At 58.5% G+C, this 17,776-nt stretch carries 19 protein-coding genes; 13 read left to right on the top strand and 6 right to left on the bottom strand.

Going from position 1 to position 17,776, the window contains the following annotated elements; genetic code table 11:
* Window positions 1-12 precede the first annotated feature (12 nt).
* The 4 genes from AC1RO0_RS23545 to AC1RO0_RS23530 all read right to left on the bottom strand — a co-directional run bounded on the left by AC1RO0_RS23545 (window position 13) and on the right by AC1RO0_RS23530 (window position 2,639).
* A complete protein-coding gene (locus tag AC1RO0_RS23545; RefSeq protein ID WP_498595051.1) occupies window positions 13-867 on the bottom strand; it encodes a type II toxin-antitoxin system HipA family toxin in 855 nt (284 codons plus the stop codon).
* A 710-nt stretch (window positions 868-1,577) separates the two neighbouring features.
* Window positions 1,578-1,982, bottom strand: a complete 405-nt coding sequence (locus AC1RO0_RS23540) for a type II toxin-antitoxin system VapC family toxin (RefSeq protein WP_498595050.1) — start codon at window positions 1,980-1,982, stop codon at window positions 1,578-1,580.
* Window positions 1,979-2,248, bottom strand: coding sequence for an antitoxin (locus tag AC1RO0_RS23535; RefSeq protein ID WP_498595049.1), 270 nt, complete (start codon window positions 2,246-2,248; stop codon window positions 1,979-1,981). Before AC1RO0_RS23535 ends, AC1RO0_RS23540 begins: the two co-directional genes overlap by 4 nt.
* A 145-nt stretch (window positions 2,249-2,393) precedes the next feature.
* Window positions 2,394-2,639 (bottom strand): helix-turn-helix domain-containing protein, encoded by a 246-nt coding sequence (locus AC1RO0_RS23530; protein ID WP_246964946.1) that lies wholly within the window; start codon window positions 2,637-2,639, stop codon window positions 2,394-2,396.
* Between the two features lie 123 nt (window positions 2,640-2,762).
* Here AC1RO0_RS23530 and AC1RO0_RS23525 point away from each other — a divergent pair, with 123 nt between their 5' ends.
* The 7 genes from AC1RO0_RS23525 to pepT all read left to right on the top strand — a co-directional run bounded on the left by AC1RO0_RS23525 (window position 2,763) and on the right by pepT (window position 11,265).
* Window positions 2,763-3,302 carry a hypothetical protein gene (locus AC1RO0_RS23525; protein WP_498595048.1) on the top strand — a complete coding sequence of 180 codons (540 nt, stop codon included), beginning with the start codon at window positions 2,763-2,765 and terminating at the stop codon, window positions 3,300-3,302.
* 159 nt (window positions 3,303-3,461) lie between these two features.
* Window positions 3,462-5,054 carry an ABC transporter substrate-binding protein gene (locus tag AC1RO0_RS23520; protein ID WP_498595047.1) on the top strand — a complete coding sequence of 531 codons (1,593 nt, stop codon included), beginning with the start codon at window positions 3,462-3,464 and terminating at the stop codon, window positions 5,052-5,054.
* Window positions 5,055-5,060: 6 nt separating this feature from the next.
* Window positions 5,061-6,038, top strand: a complete 978-nt coding sequence (locus AC1RO0_RS23515) for an ABC transporter permease (protein ID WP_498595046.1) — start codon at window positions 5,061-5,063, stop codon at window positions 6,036-6,038.
* Between the two features lie 11 nt (window positions 6,039-6,049).
* Window positions 6,050-6,925, top strand: a complete 876-nt coding sequence (locus tag AC1RO0_RS23510) for an ABC transporter permease (RefSeq protein WP_498595045.1) — start codon at window positions 6,050-6,052, stop codon at window positions 6,923-6,925.
* A complete protein-coding gene (locus AC1RO0_RS23505) occupies window positions 6,922-8,598 on the top strand; it encodes a dipeptide ABC transporter ATP-binding protein (protein WP_498595044.1) in 1,677 nt (558 codons plus the stop codon). Before AC1RO0_RS23510 ends, AC1RO0_RS23505 begins: the two co-directional genes overlap by 4 nt.
* A 92-nt stretch (window positions 8,599-8,690) precedes the next feature.
* Window positions 8,691-9,926: a CapA family protein gene (locus tag AC1RO0_RS23500; RefSeq protein ID WP_498595043.1), complete on the top strand. Its 1,236-nt coding sequence runs from the start codon at window positions 8,691-8,693 to the stop codon at window positions 9,924-9,926.
* Between the two features lie 91 nt (window positions 9,927-10,017).
* The gene (gene pepT / locus AC1RO0_RS23495; RefSeq protein ID WP_498595109.1) at window positions 10,018-11,265 is read left to right on the top strand and encodes a peptidase T; all 1,248 of its coding nucleotides are present in this window, start codon (window positions 10,018-10,020) and stop codon (window positions 11,263-11,265) included.
* A gap of 79 nt (window positions 11,266-11,344) precedes the next feature.
* On the opposite strand, the gene AC1RO0_RS23490 is transcribed toward pepT, so the two are convergent.
* Window positions 11,345-11,611: a helix-turn-helix domain-containing protein gene (locus AC1RO0_RS23490; RefSeq protein WP_498595042.1), complete on the bottom strand. Its 267-nt coding sequence runs from the start codon at window positions 11,609-11,611 to the stop codon at window positions 11,345-11,347.
* A gap of 266 nt (window positions 11,612-11,877) precedes the next feature.
* Here AC1RO0_RS23490 and AC1RO0_RS23485 point away from each other — a divergent pair, with 266 nt between their 5' ends.
* Window positions 11,878-12,198, top strand: coding sequence for a transcriptional repressor TraM (locus AC1RO0_RS23485; protein WP_047639433.1), 321 nt, complete (start codon window positions 11,878-11,880; stop codon window positions 12,196-12,198).
* Between the two features lie 13 nt (window positions 12,199-12,211).
* Here AC1RO0_RS23485 and traR read toward each other — a convergent pair whose 3' ends face one another.
* A complete protein-coding gene (gene traR / locus AC1RO0_RS23480; protein ID WP_047639269.1) occupies window positions 12,212-12,916 on the bottom strand; it encodes an autoinducer-binding transcriptional regulator TraR in 705 nt (234 codons plus the stop codon).
* A 529-nt stretch (window positions 12,917-13,445) separates the two neighbouring features.
* Here traR and AC1RO0_RS23475 point away from each other — a divergent pair.
* From AC1RO0_RS23475 to AC1RO0_RS23455, 5 genes are all read left to right on the top strand, one after another.
* Window positions 13,446-13,634 (top strand): hypothetical protein, encoded by a 189-nt coding sequence (locus tag AC1RO0_RS23475; RefSeq protein WP_047639270.1) that lies wholly within the window; start codon window positions 13,446-13,448, stop codon window positions 13,632-13,634.
* 64 nt (window positions 13,635-13,698) lie between these two features.
* The gene (locus tag AC1RO0_RS23470; protein ID WP_047639271.1) at window positions 13,699-14,685 is read left to right on the top strand and encodes an aldo/keto reductase; all 987 of its coding nucleotides are present in this window, start codon (window positions 13,699-13,701) and stop codon (window positions 14,683-14,685) included.
* Window positions 14,686-14,734: 49 nt separating this feature from the next.
* Complete coding sequence (locus AC1RO0_RS23465; RefSeq protein ID WP_052224210.1) at window positions 14,735-15,973, top strand: multidrug effflux MFS transporter; 1,239 nt, start codon at window positions 14,735-14,737, stop codon at window positions 15,971-15,973.
* A gap of 63 nt (window positions 15,974-16,036) precedes the next feature.
* The gene (locus AC1RO0_RS23460; protein ID WP_047639273.1) at window positions 16,037-16,951 is read left to right on the top strand and encodes a LysR family transcriptional regulator; all 915 of its coding nucleotides are present in this window, start codon (window positions 16,037-16,039) and stop codon (window positions 16,949-16,951) included.
* A 9-nt stretch (window positions 16,952-16,960) separates the two neighbouring features.
* The gene (locus tag AC1RO0_RS23455) at window positions 16,961-17,479 is read left to right on the top strand and encodes a GNAT family N-acetyltransferase (protein WP_047639275.1); all 519 of its coding nucleotides are present in this window, start codon (window positions 16,961-16,963) and stop codon (window positions 17,477-17,479) included.
* The last annotated feature ends 297 nt before the right edge of the window (window positions 17,480-17,776 follow it).

Genomic DNA, 17,776 nt, shown 5'->3' with positions numbered 1-17,776 from the left:
TCCTTTCTGATGTCATGCGCAGGCCACTGAAACGCTGTCCGCGATCTCAATGCAGCGGCTCATCGCTCGATCGAGAATTTCGGGCTGTGCGCCGATGTCTTTGGCAATTTGCGGCGCATGCCTCAAGCGTTCGCCAAATTGGCCGAGCGCGGTTATGAGGCGCGCCTGTTCATCCGGATCGGGCATAAGCTCGGCGCAGATCAGTTTCCAATCCGGAAGGTGATCGCGGCCTGCATCGCGCATGGAAGCCCAGCGCGTGGAACGAATAATTCCCTCCTTGGCTAGTCGCATGGGTGCGAAATCGAATAGCGGCGACAGCCGGATCCTCCCGTCAGGAAGCTTGCTCAATGCCGAGTTCCGGCCATGATTGTCGGGATTGCCGAGCGCCAGATTGGCAATGTCGCGCTTCAGGTATTCGACTATGTCAGCGAACGGATCGGACGAATATCGCTTCAGAACGTCGATATAGATTTCGTGCGAGCCGATATGGCCGAAATCGGCAACGCCAATGGCAGACACCAGACTTTCCTGCCCAAGGCGTACCGTCTGGCCATTCTTCCCCTTTTTCCGATCGAAACGAGGGATGATCAGGACGCCATCCGCATAGGTTGAGACCTCGCTGACATTCAGGCCGATTGCCTCAGCAATTCGGGAATAGAGTGCTTCACCTTCGAGAATCAGACGATCAACTGGTTCAGTGCTACGAACCAGTTTGACGATGACATGACGCATTGCCTCGTCGTCGGCGACGAAGCTGTCAGGGTAGTATAGCCCGTCGCTCGCTTGGGTCATCGACACTTTCGGCCACTCGCCCTGAAGACCGCTTGAGCCGGAGGCGAGCATTCCGAAACGATCGGCGACTTCCATGAAGCGGTCCGAACGCTCCAGAATATCCGCCTCGGTAACACCCATGCGCTGTACATCGTGCAAACGCTCTGCTTCCGCGTCCGCCGCTTGCCTGATTCGAACATTGCCGATTCCGCCCGTCGCCGATCGAAGAAGCAGAGGAAGATCGGACGCGCGAGACGCTTCGACGAGCCCAAGATGTTCAGCAAGCTTCCGCCTTGCATGTCCTTGCGGCATCAGATCCAGGAGGAAGGGAGGCCAATGACGGCCATATCGGTTTTCGAGGTCCACCGGATAGCGGACCGACAGCGCGCGAAGGTCGCAGACCGCTTTGCCTAGCGCGAACTCATGAGAAGCTGACGCAACGAAATAGTCGAGGTCATAATCAACGATCGATGCACCCTGATAGCCGGCGTCCTCGTCGTTTATGTCGAGCGTAGCAGCTTGATGCCACTCACCGTCAAAATGGATTTGAAGCGCTAACCGCATTATTGCTCCTTTTAATGGAACAATTAATGCCTTATTGCAAAAAAATCAACCCAACAAAATGGGTCAATAAAATTCTCGGCTGTCACCTTCGAGATCTCGCTTCTGAGGTTAAAGCTTCCTGCTTGGCAGAATTTCCTAATATTCACTTCCGTGCTATCAAAGCATGTGGCGAGGTTCTTACCAAACCTCCGTGTCCAAAGCTTGCGCCGCCTTTGGGAAACTGCCTTTATTGGGCTAGATGTTCATTCAAGCCAGTTTTCGACCCGAAGGGAGCGGATACGCTTAAACTCTCCAGTATTGGCCGTTACCAGCACTGCCTCTAGCGCGTAGGCATGGGCAGCTATGAACAGGTCGTTTGGGCCGATGGGTTTGCCAGCGGCCCCCAGCTCGGCCCGGATGCCGCCGTATTCGGTATCTGCAGGAACATCGAGTGCGAGTATTGGTATGCTTCCAAGGATGGCCTCGATCTGCGCCGATAACTTTGCCGATCCTTTTTTGGCGCTGCCATAACGCAACTCTGCGGCCGTAATGATGCTGACGCAAACTGCATCTGGTCCAACTTCGGCGATCCGTCTGGCAACAGCGCCCTGCGGGTTTCTGGCAAGGTCGGACACGATGTTGGTATCCAGCATGTAGAGCTTGCTCAAAGGTCAATTTCCTTCACCGGCAGCAAGGCATCATCGATATCGGGAAACTGATCATCCGGTCCGAGCGGTTCCAGACTGGCCAAAACATCAAGCAGATTCTTCCGGCGCACCGGCTCGATGATAAGCCGATCTCCCTCGCGATGTATCATCACCCGGTCACCAGAAAACTCAAAGTCAGCTGGGATACGGACTGCCTGGCTCTTATTGTTGCGGAAGAGCTTGGCTTCTCGTGCCGGTGTGGATTCTTGGTTGCGGAGATGGGGCATGCTGGCCTCCTTTGCATATCCATATGTATATGCACGTGCGCGAGCCAGATTTCAAGCTGTAGCTGAGTCAGGGCGCGCTATATGCCGACTGCGTACTCCGGCGGTGTCGGACGGCATTGCTCCAATGTAGGTAGGCTGTTGATCGTCACTCCGGCTTCTTAAATCGAACGCCGACGCCACCGCCATTGCGCGCGATGAATTCAATGCCGGCATCCTCCAGCGTTATCCTGAGCAGTTTTAGGTTTGCTGCTGTAATCGACGGCTGCCCGTCTTCAGCTTCCGCGCGACGTACCGTCATGACACCAATACCAGTGGACTTTGCGAGATCTTCCGCAGTCCATCGCAGCAGCGCTCTCGCCGCTCGAATTTGAGCTCCGGTTATTCCATTCATTTTTTCGTATTTCTCATTGTAAATTATATGACCATATGGTACTAAAAGCATCAATCGGCTGAACCCGGCGCTTGCAACACCGGATACAGCCTAACCACAACCAAGCTTACGGGAGCTCGGATCATGGCTGATTCCGACAATAGCAGAACTTTGTCTCCGGTCACCCGGGGAGACTTCCATTCCTTCGTGGCGGCGTCTTTACCCACATATCCAGAGCTTGCCGCCTCGCTCACCGCGCCGTTGGACGTTTGCAATGACGATCTCGCGTTCACGATCTGGCGCGAATGGTGTGCGGCCCGGCAACGTTTGATCGAATCATGCCTGCGACAGCAGGGGCTCGAAACCAAGCTCGTTTCGATGGCCGGCTCACCGCTGCACGTACCCGAAGCCTTGCGGGCCAGCGATAAAGATGTCGGATACAGCGAGGCCCTTGAAGAAGAACGCCATGCATCTGCAGTAGAGCACGAGGCTGCGGAAACCCTGTGGGATACGCCGGCGGAATCGATCATCGGCGCGACCGCGAAGCTCCATGCCGTTGTCACCAAGTGGCAACCCTCGCTCATCAGCGATGAGTATCCTTGGCCGCAAATCCGTTCCGTCATCGCCGATCTGCTGAAGATCGATGTGGAAATGTCCTTCTCGCCTTCCGGCGCAGCGAAGTAGGAGCGATCAACACCAGCCTTCAGTCCGCGTTGCGCTTGGGTCAGCTGGCGTCTGCGATACCGGATCTCTGAGGACTTCGGTCCAGTGATGACTGCGTGGTGGAACGCCTTCCACCGCGACGGCCGGCTGCGCCAAAAATTAAAAAATGGGAACTTCACAATGAAACAGAGAAATCCGTTGCGTTCGTTTTTGCCGTCCGCGTTGCTGATCGTGCTTGCGGTCTGGAGTGTTCCTTTGGGGCCGGCACAGGCCCAGGAGCTTCGGATCGCGACGTCGTACAAGTTGATGACGCTCGATCCGCATTACGCCAATCTCAACGAAAACACCTCGCTGCTCTCACATATCTACGAACGGCTTGTCTATCAGGATGAGCGTCTCGACCTGAAGCCCGGCCTTGCCGTTTCCTGGCGCGCGACGTCCGACACGCAATGGGAATTCAAGCTGCGGGAACATGTCCGCTTTCATGATGGTTCGCCGTTTACCGCAGACGACGTCGTCTACACGATCGAGCGCATCCGGGATTTCCTCAAACCACCAAGCGGCGGCTTTCAGTCCTATGTCGCCGGGATAAAGTCGGTTTCGGCGCCCGACCCTCTCACCGTCATCATCGATACGAACGGCAATGTGCCCAACCTGCCACTGTCGTTTTCCTCGATCTTCGTGATGCATCGGCCGGGGCAGGGGTTCCAGACCACCGAGGAACTCAACGCCGGTAGCCCGCCCGACGGCACGGGACCTTATAAGTTCCAGAGCTGGAGTTCCGGTGAGATGCTGAAACTCACTCGGAATGACGACTATTGGGGGCGCAGGCCGGCTTGGTTGGCGGTGACGTTCCGGATCATCGAGAACCCTGCGGCGCGCGTGGCGGCATTGACCACCGGAGATGTCGATCTTGCGGATGCCATTCCGGCACGGGACGTGGCCTCGCTCAAACAGCGAGGTGCAAAGATCGAGAGCGTCAGCGCGGCGCGTTTCAATTTCCTGCAGTTCGACGTGGAAAGAGAGACAGTTCCCGGCGTGACGAGCAAATCCGGTGAGCAGATCGCCAATCCCTTCAAGAACCCCTTGGCGCGGCGTGCGCTTGCGATGGCGACGGATCGCGGCATTCTCGTCGACAAGATCCTTGCCGGTTACGGCACAGCCGCGGCGCAGGTTTTCCCGGGCGGTCTGCCTGGCACTTCGGCAAATCTGAAGCCGGAAGCCCCCAACTACGATGAAGCGAAAGCGCTTCTCGCAAAGGCTGGCTTTCCGAACGGCTTCAACGTCGTGCTGGCCGGACCTGCAGGCCGCTATCCTGGCGATGCTGAGAGCCTCCAGGCGATCGCGCAAAGCTGGGCCCGTATCGGGGTCAGCGTCCAGCCTGCCGCCTTTCCGTTTTCGGTCTTCAACACCAAACGTGCTAGCGGCGACTATGCGGTCTGGTACGGCGGCACCTCCGGCGAGGCAGTCGACATCATACTACATGCTCTCCTGGCGTCGCCAGATCCCGAACGTGGGACCGGAGCCTTGAACTTCGGGCACTATCGCAACGAGGCTTTTGACGAAAAGCTGGCAAAGGCGGAAAGCATCCAGGAGGGCCCGGAGCGGAATAAGGCGCTTGCCGACGCGACGGAATTCGTGATGGCCGACCAGCCGATCATTCCGCTCTACCACTTCCATCATATCGTCGGTTACGGCCCGCGGGTTGGCTCCTATGTGATGCACCCCCGTGGCTGGACGACCGCGATGCAGACGCTTCCAGCGACGGAGTAGTCGATCATGGCCTTGATTTCAGCTGCATTGGGAAGACTATCGCAGGCCTTCCTTCTCCTACTTGCCATGTCGGTGATCGGTTTCATCGGCATTCACAGCATCGGCAATCCGGTCTTCAACATCGTCAACATCGAAACCGCCACGCCTGAGGATATCCGGCGCGCGACCGTCGCGCTGGGACTGGATCAGCCGATCTGGCGCCAGTACTTCCTCTTCATCGGCAACCTTGTCCATGGAAACTTCGGAACGTCGTACATCTACCATCTGCCGGCCCTCCAGCTGGTCATGAGCAAGCTTCCCGCGACGCTCGAGCTCGCATGTGTCGCGATGCTCATCGCGGCTCCGGCCGGAACAGGAGTGGGGCTCCTGGCCGGCCGGAGGAAGGGCACGCTGCTCGACCGATCGATCCTGAGATCGAGCGTGTTCGCGCTGAGCGTTCCATCATTCTGGCTGAGCATGATGCTGATCCTCACCGGCGCCATCCTGACAGGCTGGTTTCCATCCGGGGGCAGGGGCGCGACGGCAAGTTTCCTCGGACAAGAGTGGAGCGTCCTGACGTGGGACGGGTTGTGGCACATGGTTCTTCCGGTACTTGCCCTCGCGATACCGAACATCGCGCTCATCGCGCGGCTTTCGCGATCGGGCACGATCGAAGTCGAGAGCCTGGATTTCACGCGGTTTTGCCGTGCGAAGGGGCTTTCCTCACGAAGGATCCTATTCCGCCACACCCTGCCGAACATCAGCATCCCGATCGTAACGATCATCGGCCTGCAATTCGGCGGCATGCTCGCCTTTGCGGTGGTCGTGGAATCGATTTTCTCGTGGCCGGGGGTCGGCAAGCTCCTGATCGACTCCATCCAACTCCTCGACCGGCCTGTGGTGATGGCGACACTGACCTTCATCTCGGTCGCGTTCGTCGCCCTCAACGCCTTTGTCGACCTCTTCCATGCCGTGCTCGACCCGCGCGTGCGCTTGTCATCATGAAGGGAACCGCCATGAAAGCTCATATTCTCCGGGCGTTGAACCGGCGCCCTCAATGGCCGATGCCAGATGTGTCCAAGATCCTACTTGTAGCCTATGTCTTGCTTGCTATTGCCGCACCGGCGATTGCGCCGCAAAACCCCTACGACCCCTTGCAAATCTACGGATGGGAGGCGTCTTCTCCTCCAGGCACGTGGGGGAGCGGCGGCTATCTCTACCTGCTCGGAACGGACGGGCTCGGCAGGGATATTGTCAGCTGTATCCTCTACGGCTTGCGGATCAGCCTGGTGGTGTCGGTCACAAGCGCCGCGATCGCTGCCCTGATCGGGCTGACGGCCGGCGTCAGCGCCGCTTATTTCGGCAAGTGGGCCGACATCGCGATCATGCGGCTCGTTGACCTTCAGCTCAGCCTGCCGACGATCCTCGTCGCCCTGATCGCCATCGTCACGCTTGGCCCCGGAATAGACCGGATCATTCTGGCGCTGATCATCGCCCAGTGGGCGAGCTATGCCCGGTTGGCGCGCAGCGTCGCGCTCAGCGAGACGAACAAGTCCTACATGGATGCGGCCCGACTGATGCGGTTGCCGACATCCAGGATCATCTTTCGTCACCTGCTTCCGAACAGCATCGCGCCGGCGGTGACCTTGATCCCGATCGAAGTCGGCCATGCGATCGCGCTGGAAGCGACCCTGTCCTTTCTTGGCCTCGGTGTTCCAATCGACAAGCCTTCCCTGGGCTCCACAGTCGCAAATGGCTTCCAATACCTTCTGACCGGCCAGTACTGGATCAGCCTTTTTCCCGGGCTGGCCCTCTTCGGTCTGATCGCAAGCATCAACCTCGTCGGTGAAGACGTTCGTCGTCGACTCGACCCAAGGAGCCGTCCGGCATGACTGACGAAACTAGAGAAATGCCCCTGCTTCGGGTGAAGAACCTCGGTCTTCAACATCTCTCCGAATCCGGACCGGTAACGATCCTGCAAGATGTGGGTTTCGAGCTTGGACGCGGAGAGATCCTTGGCATCATCGGTGAATCGGGGGCTGGAAAGTCGACAGTGGGCAATGCCGTCCTCGGCTTGCTTGCGCCTGAGTTTGAGCTGACGTCGGGGGCGATCGAATTCGACGGAAAACCGATCGACGCCATGGGAGAGGGGGAGGGGGAGGGCGCCATCCGAGGACGGCGGATATCCGCCATCTTCCAGGATCATACCGCCTCACTCGATCCTCTGATGAGCGTCGGCGCGCAGCTGGAGGAAACGATCCTGGCGATCGACGGCTCTGTCTCGAGACGTGAGGCTCGCATACGGGCTGTCGAGCTCCTGGCCCGTGTCGGCATCCCGGAGCCGCAGCGTCGGTACGGCAATTATCCGCATCAGTTTTCCGGGGGACAAAGACAACGGGCGGTCATCGCAATCGCGCTTGCGGGATCTCCCGACATCATCATCGCCGACGAGCCGACCTCGGCACTCGATGCCACGGTCCAGAAGCAGATTCTCAAACTCCTTCGAACCCTCGTCGATGAGACGGGCGTCTCCATCATCCTGGTCACCCACGACATGGGCGTGGTCTCCGAGGTAACCGACCGGGTTCTCGTCATGCGAAAGGGCCAGGTGGTGGAACAGGATCGTACCGCGGCCATTCTCGACGCGCCTGGAAACGACTACACGCGCAGTCTGCTTGCCGCGGTCCCGCGGCTGCGGATCTCGACAGCGGTAGTGGACGCGAAAGCTAACGGCAGCCGGACCATGTCCTCCGATGGCGGGGAGGGCGACAACGTGCTTCTCGTTGCAGAGGGCGTTTCAAAATCCTTTTCCTCACAAGGGTTCTCATGGAGCCTCGGCCGAAAGAGCGCAAAGTTTGCGTTGCGTGACGCAAGCATACGGCTGCCGCGCGGCGAGATCACCGGCATTGTCGGGGAGAGTGGAAGCGGCAAGACAACGCTCGGCCGGATCATCGCCGGACTGGACACGGCCTCAGTGGGGCGCGTGACGATCGGCCGAAACGAGTTCGATGTTTCAAAGAGCGGCCGCCGCAATGGCCTCCTTGGCCGTGTGCAGATGGTATTTCAGGATCCCGCTGTGTCGCTCAATCCCAGGATGACCATCGACGAGACGTTGCGCGAAAGCATCCGCTTTGGCGCAGATATGCGTCCCGGTGAAGAGCCCGCGGACGTGGGCATGATGATGGATCGGCTTGGTCTCTCCCGGATCTTGCTCACCCGATATCCGCATCAGCTGTCGGGCGGCCAGAAGCAGCGCGTTTGCATTGCGCGGGCGCTGTTGGCGAGGCCTGAGATCATCATTGCAGATGAGCCGACATCAGCGCTCGACGTGTCCGTACAGGCAGACATCGTCAAGCTTCTCAAAGACAGCATCGCCGAGCGGGACATGACGATGATCTTCATCTCGCACGACCTTGCCGTCGTGCAGCAGCTCTGCAGTTCCGTCTACATCTTCAAGGATGGCCGGGTGGAGGACTTCGGGGCCTCCGACTTTATCTTCTCACAATCCCAAAATCCCTACACGCGCACTCTCATCGACGCCCGGCCCCTCCGGTTCACCTGTTGAGTGCTGCTGGGCCGCGGCGGCACGCCGTTGGCCCAGTGATCAACATCCGTTTTCCGAATTTTAGCGGCTCTTGCCGCTCCAAAAGGTGACACATGAAAGACAGGTTCACATTGGCCGTTACGGGCCAGTCGCTCATAAAGCACGACATCCGCGCTATCCGCGCTCCGGCGTTTCAGGAGGTGCAGGCCCTGCTTCAACAGGCGGACCTTTCGTTCACCAATTTCGAGGGAACGATCCTTGGAAGCCACGGTGGATGGCCGCTCAAGGGATCGTTCTTCGGCTGCAGTGATCCCGTTGTCCTCGATGCGCTTCAGGCAACCGGGTTTCGGGCACTTTCGCTTTCGAACAATCATGCCTTCGATCTTGGCCCCTCCGGCGTGCTGTCGACCTTGGAGGAAGTGGAGAAACGAGGCTTCCTCCATGCGGGTCTCGGCCGCAACCAATTTGAGGCTGCGCAGGCTGGCACTGGAACGGTCAGTGGGCGGCGTGTCGCCATCGTCGCGATGGACGGTGGTCCGGGTCCCGATTTCATGTATGCAGCGAATGCAGACATCGGCCGGCCTGAACGCCCCGGCGTGAACCGATTACGTCTGTCGCAGGTCATCAAGGTCGATGACGCAGCCTTCGGGCAGCTTTGCTCCATTAGCGACAATGTCGGCTACACGCCGATCGACCTCGCCAATGATAGCCAGCCGGACGATCGGCCGCTTGTCGATCCGCACGACGAGATCGCGATCGCGCGGGCAGTCTTCAAACGATCAAACAGCTTCGGCAGGAGCGTCAAAGTCGATGATCACGACGTTGCCAGGAACCTAGCGGCGATTGCTTCTGCCGCCGGGGATGGCTGCCTCGTCATAGCCTATCTGCACCACCACCACTGGGCTTCCGACTGGTATCAGGTGCCGGACTGGGTCGGCGCCGTTGCAAGACGGTGTATCGATGCGGGTGCGGCGATGTTCGTCAGCCACGGCGCTCCGGTGCTTCAACCCATGGAGATCTATCGCCGCCGCCCGATTTTCTACAGTCTCGGCAATTTCATCTTCCATGTCAGGTCGGAAAAATCGACGTGGCTGGCACCGGAGGTATGGGAGAGTGTTGTCGGTGTGTGCTCTTACGGGCAGGATAACGATCTGATCGACATCAGATTCTATCCCGTCGTGATCGGCGGAGAGGACGGATTGAAGGATCGCCTGCTCGAAAGCCGGCTGGTTCCACATCTCGCAACTGGAGGAGGTGCGACGAGAATCCTGCGGCGATTTAGAGAGCAGTCCGCAAATCTGGGCGTGCAGATCGAACTGGAAGGCGGGATCGGTATTTTTCGCATCTAAGCCGCCGGATGCTCACAGGACACCGCCGCCCAAGAGCATCATCGTTCATCGCCAATGAGGGAATTGAATGTATTCGACTGCACAAGAAACGATGGGCATTCGCGACGAACTTGTCGCTCGGTTTTTCCGCTATGTTGCCATAGAAAGCCAGAGTAACGCGGCTTCAACGCATCTGCCCTCTTCACCGGGACAGCTTGAGCTTGCCAAGATGCTGGCACAGGAACTGCGCGATCTCGGCGTCGACGATGAGCAGGCGATCGTGACCGGTGTAAAGCGCGGCAATAGTCCGGGCGCTCCGCGCATCGGTTTCATCGCGCATCTCGACACGGTCGATGTGGGCCTCTCCCCGGTCATTCGGCCGCAGATCAAACGTTTTGAGGGGCTGGATCTGTGCCTCAACCCGGAGAAAGACATCTGGTTGCTGATCGCGGAACATCCGGAAATTCTTCCCTGGCAGGACCAGGATATTATTCTCAGTGACGGCACGAGCGTCCTTGGTGCGGACAACAAGGCAGCCATTGCGGTTATCATGACCCTCCTCGCCAAGCTTGAGCTTTCGCAGCCTCACGGCGACATTTCTGTCGCCTTCGTTCCGGATGAGGAAATCGGGCTACGGGGCGCCAAGGCGCTCGATCTCAGCCGCTTCCCGTGCGATTTCGCCTACACCATTGATTGCTGCGAGCTTGGCGAGGTCGTCGTCGAGAACTTCAACGCCGCATCCGGTGAGATCGTCTTTACCGGCGTCAGTGCTCATCCGATGTCGGCAAAGGGGGTATTGGTCAACCCGCTGCTGATGGCGCTCGACTTCATCTCCCATTTCGACCGCAACGAAACACCTGAATGCACGGAGAAACGTGAAGGCTATTTCTGGTTCAAGGACCTTGTTGCCAACGACAGCGAGGCTCGGCTCAAGGTTATGATCCGTGATTTCGACAAGGCCAAATTCGAGCAGCGGAAACTGCGGATCGGCGATGTCGCCGAACGGATCGGGCCGCAATACCCTTCAGGATCGGTGCAATATAGCGTGGCCGATACCTATCATAACATCGGGGACTACCTCCAGGGCGACAATCGCTCGGCCGAATTGCTGTTCAGCGCCTTGGACAGGCTCGGGATCGAGAGAAAGCTCACTCCGATGCGTGGAGGAACTGACGGGGCAGCCCTGTCGGCCCGGGGATTACCCACCCCGAATTTCTTCACCGGCGCCTATAATTTCCATTCGCGCTTCGAGTTCCTGCCCGTTCCCGCTTTCGAAAAATCCTACGAGACCGCTCTCATGCTTTGCACCCTTGCAGCGGAAGGGGCAGCGGGGGACCAGACGCCCAAGAATGAACCATGAACTCGCAAAGCTCTATGCTTCTACGCGGCAGAATGATCGGAATTTGTCTGGAGCAGCGCGAGCTTCACTCACGTCAGAATTACGCGTCGGAGGAAGAGTCGGAACCGGATTTGCCCGTCTTCTTGGCGCCGGGCCGGCGTTTTGAGACCAGAAGTTCGAAGGCTTCTACACCGAGTATTCGGGCGAGGCCGTCGACCATATCGATAGTCGGGCTATAGACACACCGCTCCAGAGAGCTGACATAGGTGCGATGGACGTTTGCTCGGTGTGCCAGCTCCTCCTGCGAAAGCCCCTCGGCGTTTCGCAGTGTCCTGAGATTCAGCGCGAAGATCTCTCGAATATTCATAATCCGGAGTCATGCGCGTTGCAGCGCATTCATCTACAGAGTATACGATACAATCGCGCGCTATAGGCGCTCGTGTGCAGGCACATCTGCCGAAATGGCGTAATTTGTCCATGCAAACTACAAATATGTCTTTCATCGCGGATGAAATCGGTGAAATACAGCACCAGCGGTCGCAGGCCTGTTTAGGCAGAGTTTCCAACCCCGGCTTGGGATCAGGGATTAACGTTTGCGGAGCGTACGGTGCACGCCACTCCTGGAAGACCATTATGGTAGCTGGTAAAAATAAGAACGTGCAGTCGGAGCAAAAAATTATCCTTCGCCCCATTGTCGGGCTGACAGAAAATCTTCCGAAGGGCGATCTGGAACGGATCACGATCGATGCGATCAAGTCTCACCGCCGGCTTCGTGATGTGGCGGAGGAACGCTGGGAGCAATGCAGTATGGCACCTCTCGATCCTCTCGCTGAGACTGTCGGTGCTGCTCGCATCGCCTATATTGCTGCCATGATCGATATGCATGCACAGCAGACTGTGCTTTCGACTCTGTTGGACGTACTGGGACACATTCCCCCTGTGCCGTCGGACTGAGCGTCCTGAGAGATCAGATCAGCTTAATCTTTGTGGCGAGTGCGCTTGCCTGTATGAGGCTTCCGGCATCAAGAGCCTTGCGCGCATTGTTCAGGTGAAAGTTTACCGTGCCGAAGGACAGGTTTTCGAGAGAGGCGATGTCGCGCATCGACTTTCCTTCCGCTGACCACCTGAGACAGGTCGCCTGTTTCACCGTGAGTTCGACCGGTGCGCTTGCGGTGGGCGCGGCATCCTGCTGCTCAAGCTTGGCATGAAGCATCGATACTGCGGTGACGGCGGCGAGCTGATCGATATCCTTTGCGAGGGATAGGGATGGTTTGTTTGATGCAAGGGTCAGCATCGACATATGGCCGAAGGCAGTTCGGATAGGGATGGAGATGCCCGACCTTAATCCGAAGTCTGCTGCTTCCAAATAAAAGCGCCGAAGCCGCTTTGACGAAACTCGCCTCGGGCTTTCAGCAGCCCAGGTAAAGGCTCGCATCACCGACCTCGCGGTCGCGACCACCGGATCAATCTTGGTATATCGCTGGGCTAGATATCGCATCTGCCATTCAGGCGGGTAGTTGGAGACGGCGAAGGATCCAATCGGCTGCACTTTGAGGTATGCATAGCAGTCGAAGCCGAGTTCGGGCGTGAGCTCGGCGAGCGCCTGCTTCAGCATGCCTTCCGTATGCGCGATGGAGGAAACATCCGTCAGTTTCTGAAACCACGTCCTCAACTTGCAGGCCTCCTGTGCATTCGTCCCGCTTTCCGCGACCGGGACTCTGCTTCAGATTGCCGCCTGAATGGTGATAGGCGGACTTATTCCGACAACACTTTTACGACTAACGCGCCGGCACTTCGTGCAAAAGAGAAAAATCTCCTGTAGCGTGCATTAAGATATTCACATCTTCGTGAATATGCATAAAAAACAGTCAATTGCTGCCTACGAAGAAGGCATTTGAGCAAATAGTATTTAGGGGCCTACATGCCAACGGTTGTATGTATGGTGTTTAACCGTCGATCTTGTGAAAGCAGAAAGCTCGGATTTGGCGCGACGCGGCCTCTGCGTGCAGGTTGGCGAGACCTGCAAACTGCGATATTGAATGCAGGGCCCACGACAGCGACGAGCTTCGAGATTTTCGGTAGGGTCGCCTACGATCTGCCACCAGATTCTCCATTGCCGCCAGTTCAGATGCGAAGTCGCGTTAAGTCGCCTGCAACTCCGGCTCGCGGGAGGTCAAAGCCAACTCCGATGCCGTGGACGCATGCCGCTTGAGGTCAATGTTCTGGTCAATGCCGTCAAAGTGACGCTCGATCCCAAAGGTCGCACGGTCGTCATCGACAAGTCCTCCGGCGCGGCGCGCATCGCGAAGTCTATGGCTGAGCTACGGAGGAGTGCGATCTTTACGCATCGGCCATTTATGAACTGGTGTCATGACCTCATGCCGATCTAACGGACTAATCGGCAGTGGGACGTGCGCCTATGTTCTCCCGATCGAAATAAACGAGGTATCCATCATGAAAAAGAGAACTCTCGGCCAGGGCCTGGAAGTCAGCGCCCTAGGCTTCGGTTGCATGGGCCTTAATTTCTCCTACGGACATGCCCTTAGCAACGAGGACAGCATCAAGCTGGTGCGCGCAGCTGTCGAGCGCGGCGTCACCTTCTTCGACACGGCTGAAGTCTACGGCCCGCACACGAACGAGGAGGTCGTTGGCGAGGCCCTGCGCCCGGTCCGCGATCAGGTCGTGATCGCGACGAAGTTCGGCTTCAATATCCAGGACGGTAAGACGGTCGGCCTCGACAGCCGGCCGGAGCAGATCAAGAGAGTTGCGGACGCATCGTTGAAGCGCCTGGGCGTCGACGTCATCGATCTCTTCTATCAGCACCGCGTCGACCCCAACGTTCCGATCGAAGACGTAGCGGGCGCGGTAAAGGATCTGATCGCCGAGGGTAAGGTGAAGCACTTCGGTCTTTCGGAACCCGGCGCGCAGACTGTTCGGAAGGCCCATGCCGTGCAGCCAGTCACGGCACTTCAGAATGAATATTCGCTTTGGACCCGCGGGCCTGAGACGAACGGCATCCTGCAGGCATGCGAGGAACTTGGCATCGGCCTCGTTGCCTACAGCCCCCTTGGCAAGGGATTTCTCACCGGAGCGATAAGCAAGGATAGCAAGCTTGCGGAGAACGACTTCCGCAAGATCCTGCCCCGCTTTACGCCAGAGGCCATGGAGAAGAACCAGGCGCTCATCGACCTGATCCGTCGGGTCGCCGACGAGACGAAGGCGTCGCCCGCGCAGATCGCTCTAGCGTGGCTGCTGGCGCAGAAGCCTTGGATCGTGCCCATTCCGGGAACGACGAAGCTTCACCGTCTCGAGGAGAACCTCGCCGCGGCTGACGTTCATCTGACCTCCAAAGATCTTGCGGAGCTCGATCAGCTAGCGGCCCAGATTCAAGTCGAGGGCGAGCGCTATCCTGAACATCTGATGAAGACCACAGGTCTCTGACTTCCCCGAAGGCGCCGCGAGGCGCCTTCCTTCTTTGAAAGATATCGTCATGTCACAAGAGCTGGTCGAAGCGACCCCGCCATTCGTTACGAACGCAAGCATAGCTACGCCTCAGCCGCCACGGCTCCGCGTTCTCGCTATCCTGAGCGCCCTGATGGGATTCGCATCGATTTCGACCGACCTCTATCTTCCAGCCATGCCGACAATGGCTGGCGACCTCAACGCGGACGCTGGCTCGATAGAACTCACAGTGTCGGGGTTCCTGATTGGCTTCAGCCTAGGGCAACTCCTGTGGGGGCCGCTCGGCGACCGCTACGGTCGGCGTCTGCCTGTCGCAGCAGGCCTGTTGCTCTTCATTCTCGGGTCCGTCGGTTGCGCGACGTCCGGCACCTCAACGGAGATGATTTGTTGGCGCATCGTCCAGGCAGTCGGTGCATGTTCGGGTGTCGTTCTGTCGCGCGCGATGGTGAGAGATTTGTACGAGGGAAGCCGGGCCGCGCAGATGCTGTCGACGCTCATCACTGTGATGGCCGTCGCGCCGCTTTTAGGACCGATCGTTGGCGGCCAAGTGCTCGCCGTCGCGGGCTGGCGCGCGATCTTCTGGCTCTTGGCCGTCGTTGGGCTTGCAACCCTCGCCGCGCTTTTCACGATCCCTGAAACTCTCCCCATCGAACGACGTCGGAAAGATTCGATGCTGGCTGCACTCGGCGGCTACGGTAGATTACTCGCGGATCGACGCCTGATTGGCTTTGCCGCGGTCGGCGGCTTCTTCTATGCGGGGGTCTACGCCTACATTGCCGGAACGCCCTTCGCTTTCATTGAATACTACCACATCACGCCGCAGCTCTACGGCGTCCTGTTCGCCCTTGGGATCGTGGGCATTATGGCGGCGAACGTCGTCAATGCGAAGTTCGTGATCCGCTTCGGCAGCCGTCGGCTCCTGCAGCTCGGAGCGGCGGGTGCTGCCGCCTGCGGCGTCGTTCTGATCATAACAGGCGTCACCGGTTGGGGCGGGCTGGCCGGACTGGCTGTCCCGCTCTTTGTTTTCGTCTCGTGGTCCGGGCTGATCGTCGCCAACTCGATTGGCGGAGCACTGCAGGACTTTCCGGAACGGGCAGGCGCCGTCTCTGCACTTGTTGGCGCGCTGCACTACGGATGCGGCATCGTGGGGTCGGCTGCCATCAGCGCCTTTGCCGACGGCACGCCGCGACCGCTCGCCGCCATCGCCGCCATCGCCGGGATCACAAGCTTCGCAAGTCTCGCGCTGCTACCGCGATCCAAAGGTTGACGATCGTTGGATTGCCTGCTTCAACTTTAGTAAATTGCCGGCATCGATATCGGGAGTTCATGAATGAGGCGTGAGGAACTGGTTGATCTAAACGCGTTCATGACGGTCGCAGCGGAACAGAACTTCACGCGCGCGGCCGCCCGGCTCGGCACGTCGCAGTCTGCTCTCAGCCATACGATACGTCGACTCGAAGCGCGGCTGGGCGTCCGTCTTCTGACGCGCACGACGCGCAACGTCGCACCTACCGAGGCCGGAGAGCGGCTGCTCGCCACGCTCCGACCAGCTTTGGACAGCATCGGGAACGAACTAACTTCGTTGAGCGAACTGCGGATGCGCCCGGCGGGAAACATCCGCATCACCACGTCCGAACACGCCGCCACGACCGTGCTTTGGCCGGCGCTTCGAAAGCTCCTCCAGGAATATCCCGAGATCAATGTCGAGCTCGTGATCGATTCCAGCCTGACCGATATCGTCTCGGAACGGTTCGACGCCGGAGTGCGTCTGGGGGAGGCGCTCGCAAAGGACATGGTCGCAGTCCGTATCGGGCCGGAACTCCGCATGGCGATCGTAGCATCGCCTGCCTACTTTGCGGAGAGACCTGCGCCGACGTTGCCGCAGGATCTAGCGAACCATCGATGCATCAATCTCCGAATGCTCAGCGGCGGCGGGCTCTACGCCTGGGAGCTGGAGAAGAATGGGCGAGAACTTCGGGTGCGGGTGGACGGGCAGCTAGCGTTCAACAATACCAACATGATCATCAGGGCGGCCGAAGAGGGATTCGGCCTTGGGTTTGTCATGGAGGATCATGTTGAGCAGCAACTTGCCGACGGACGACTGGTCCGAGTGCTCGATGACTGGTGTCCGCCGTTCGCTGGTTACCATCTTTATTACCCGAGTAGACGGCAACCCTCGGCCGCTTTCTCCGTTCTCGTAGATGTGCTTCGGTATCGCGACAAGGGGTCGGAGAGAGCCCGGTAGGAAGAATAGATGAGCGCGAATAAATCGGCCGAGAATGACATCAGAGTAAGGCCTGCGACCGAAGCCGACGTCGATGTCCTCGGCGGCTACGGTGCACAACTCATCGCGATCCATCATGAATGGGATCGCTTGCGGTTTATTTCTGCAAGTCCGCGAACGCCTTCGATGTACTCGAACTATCTCAGGAACCAACTCGGCAAGCCGGGCGTAATCGTCCTTGCTGCTGAAGTCGAGGGCGAGGTCGTCGGCTACGTCTATGCGGGCGTCGAGGGCCCGGACTACATGGCGCTTCGAGGCCCGGCGGGAGTGGTCCACGATATCTTCGTAGCGGAGAGCCAACGGCGCCGGGGCGCAGGTCGGGCGTTGCTGGCGGCTGCTGTCGAAGGCCTCACCCAGCTCGGGGCATCCCAAATCGTCTTGTCGACAGCGCACCGAAACGTAGCCGGTCAGCGCCTGTTCGTTGGGATGGGTTTCCAACCGACGATGGTGGAATTGACGCTGCAAACGAAAGATATGGCAATTCCTTAGAGGGCGAGAGCCTGAGCCCGACATCCCAGAATCGATGCTGAGACCCCCATTGTTGTTCCTTTTGGCGAAGGGCGAACTCGAAGGTTCGCGGTTGGAAATAGAATGTACCTTTAGCCGGCTAAAAAACAGATAACATGTATTATGGAACTACTGTATCGTCCTTAAATGCGAGATTCAGGTGGGTGTCGTGAATAGTCGCAGCGGAGCGCGAATGCCGCTCGATAATGCGCATCCCGCCGCATCGCGCTATCCGTCACTCTGAAAAGCCGGCCCGGATCGCAAGGATCGGCATCGGCT

The sequence above is a fragment of the Rhizobium sp. GW821-FHT14E12 genome (assembly GCF_058803745.1).
Note: the sequence above shows the minus strand (reverse complement) of the source record. Positions and strands in the feature narration are given on the sequence as shown.

Bases quoted from the DNA above. Each gene is read 5' to 3' on its own strand.
- AC1RO0_RS23545 (WP_498595051.1), bottom strand. From the start codon at position 867: ATGGAAGTCGCCGATCGTTTCGGAATGCTCGCCTCCGGCTCAAGCGGT.
- AC1RO0_RS23535 (WP_498595049.1), bottom strand. From the start codon at position 2,248: ATGCCCCATCTCCGCAACCAAGAATCCACACCGGCACGAGAAGCCAAG.
- AC1RO0_RS23530 (WP_246964946.1), bottom strand. From the start codon at position 2,639: ATGAATGGAATAACCGGAGCTCAAATTCGAGCGGCGAGAGCGCTGCTG.
- AC1RO0_RS23525 (WP_498595048.1), top strand. From the start codon at position 2,763: ATGGCTGATTCCGACAATAGCAGAACTTTGTCTCCGGTCACCCGGGGA.
- AC1RO0_RS23520 (WP_498595047.1), top strand. From the start codon at position 3,462: ATGAAACAGAGAAATCCGTTGCGTTCGTTTTTGCCGTCCGCGTTGCTG.
- AC1RO0_RS23515 (WP_498595046.1), top strand. From the start codon at position 5,061: ATGGCCTTGATTTCAGCTGCATTGGGAAGACTATCGCAGGCCTTCCTT.
- AC1RO0_RS23510 (WP_498595045.1), top strand. From the start codon at position 6,050: ATGAAAGCTCATATTCTCCGGGCGTTGAACCGGCGCCCTCAATGGCCG.
- AC1RO0_RS23505 (WP_498595044.1), top strand. From the start codon at position 6,922: ATGACTGACGAAACTAGAGAAATGCCCCTGCTTCGGGTGAAGAACCTC.
- AC1RO0_RS23500 (WP_498595043.1), top strand. From the start codon at position 8,691: ATGAAAGACAGGTTCACATTGGCCGTTACGGGCCAGTCGCTCATAAAG.
- pepT (WP_498595109.1), top strand. From the start codon at position 10,018: ATGGGCATTCGCGACGAACTTGTCGCTCGGTTTTTCCGCTATGTTGCC.
- AC1RO0_RS23490 (WP_498595042.1), bottom strand. From the start codon at position 11,611: ATGAATATTCGAGAGATCTTCGCGCTGAATCTCAGGACACTGCGAAAC.
- AC1RO0_RS23485 (WP_047639433.1), top strand. From the start codon at position 11,878: ATGGTAGCTGGTAAAAATAAGAACGTGCAGTCGGAGCAAAAAATTATC.
- AC1RO0_RS23475 (WP_047639270.1), top strand. From the start codon at position 13,446: ATGCCGCTTGAGGTCAATGTTCTGGTCAATGCCGTCAAAGTGACGCTC.
- AC1RO0_RS23470 (WP_047639271.1), top strand. From the start codon at position 13,699: ATGAAAAAGAGAACTCTCGGCCAGGGCCTGGAAGTCAGCGCCCTAGGC.
- AC1RO0_RS23465 (WP_052224210.1), top strand. From the start codon at position 14,735: ATGTCACAAGAGCTGGTCGAAGCGACCCCGCCATTCGTTACGAACGCA.
- AC1RO0_RS23460 (WP_047639273.1), top strand. From the start codon at position 16,037: ATGAGGCGTGAGGAACTGGTTGATCTAAACGCGTTCATGACGGTCGCA.
- AC1RO0_RS23455 (WP_047639275.1), top strand. From the start codon at position 16,961: ATGAGCGCGAATAAATCGGCCGAGAATGACATCAGAGTAAGGCCTGCG.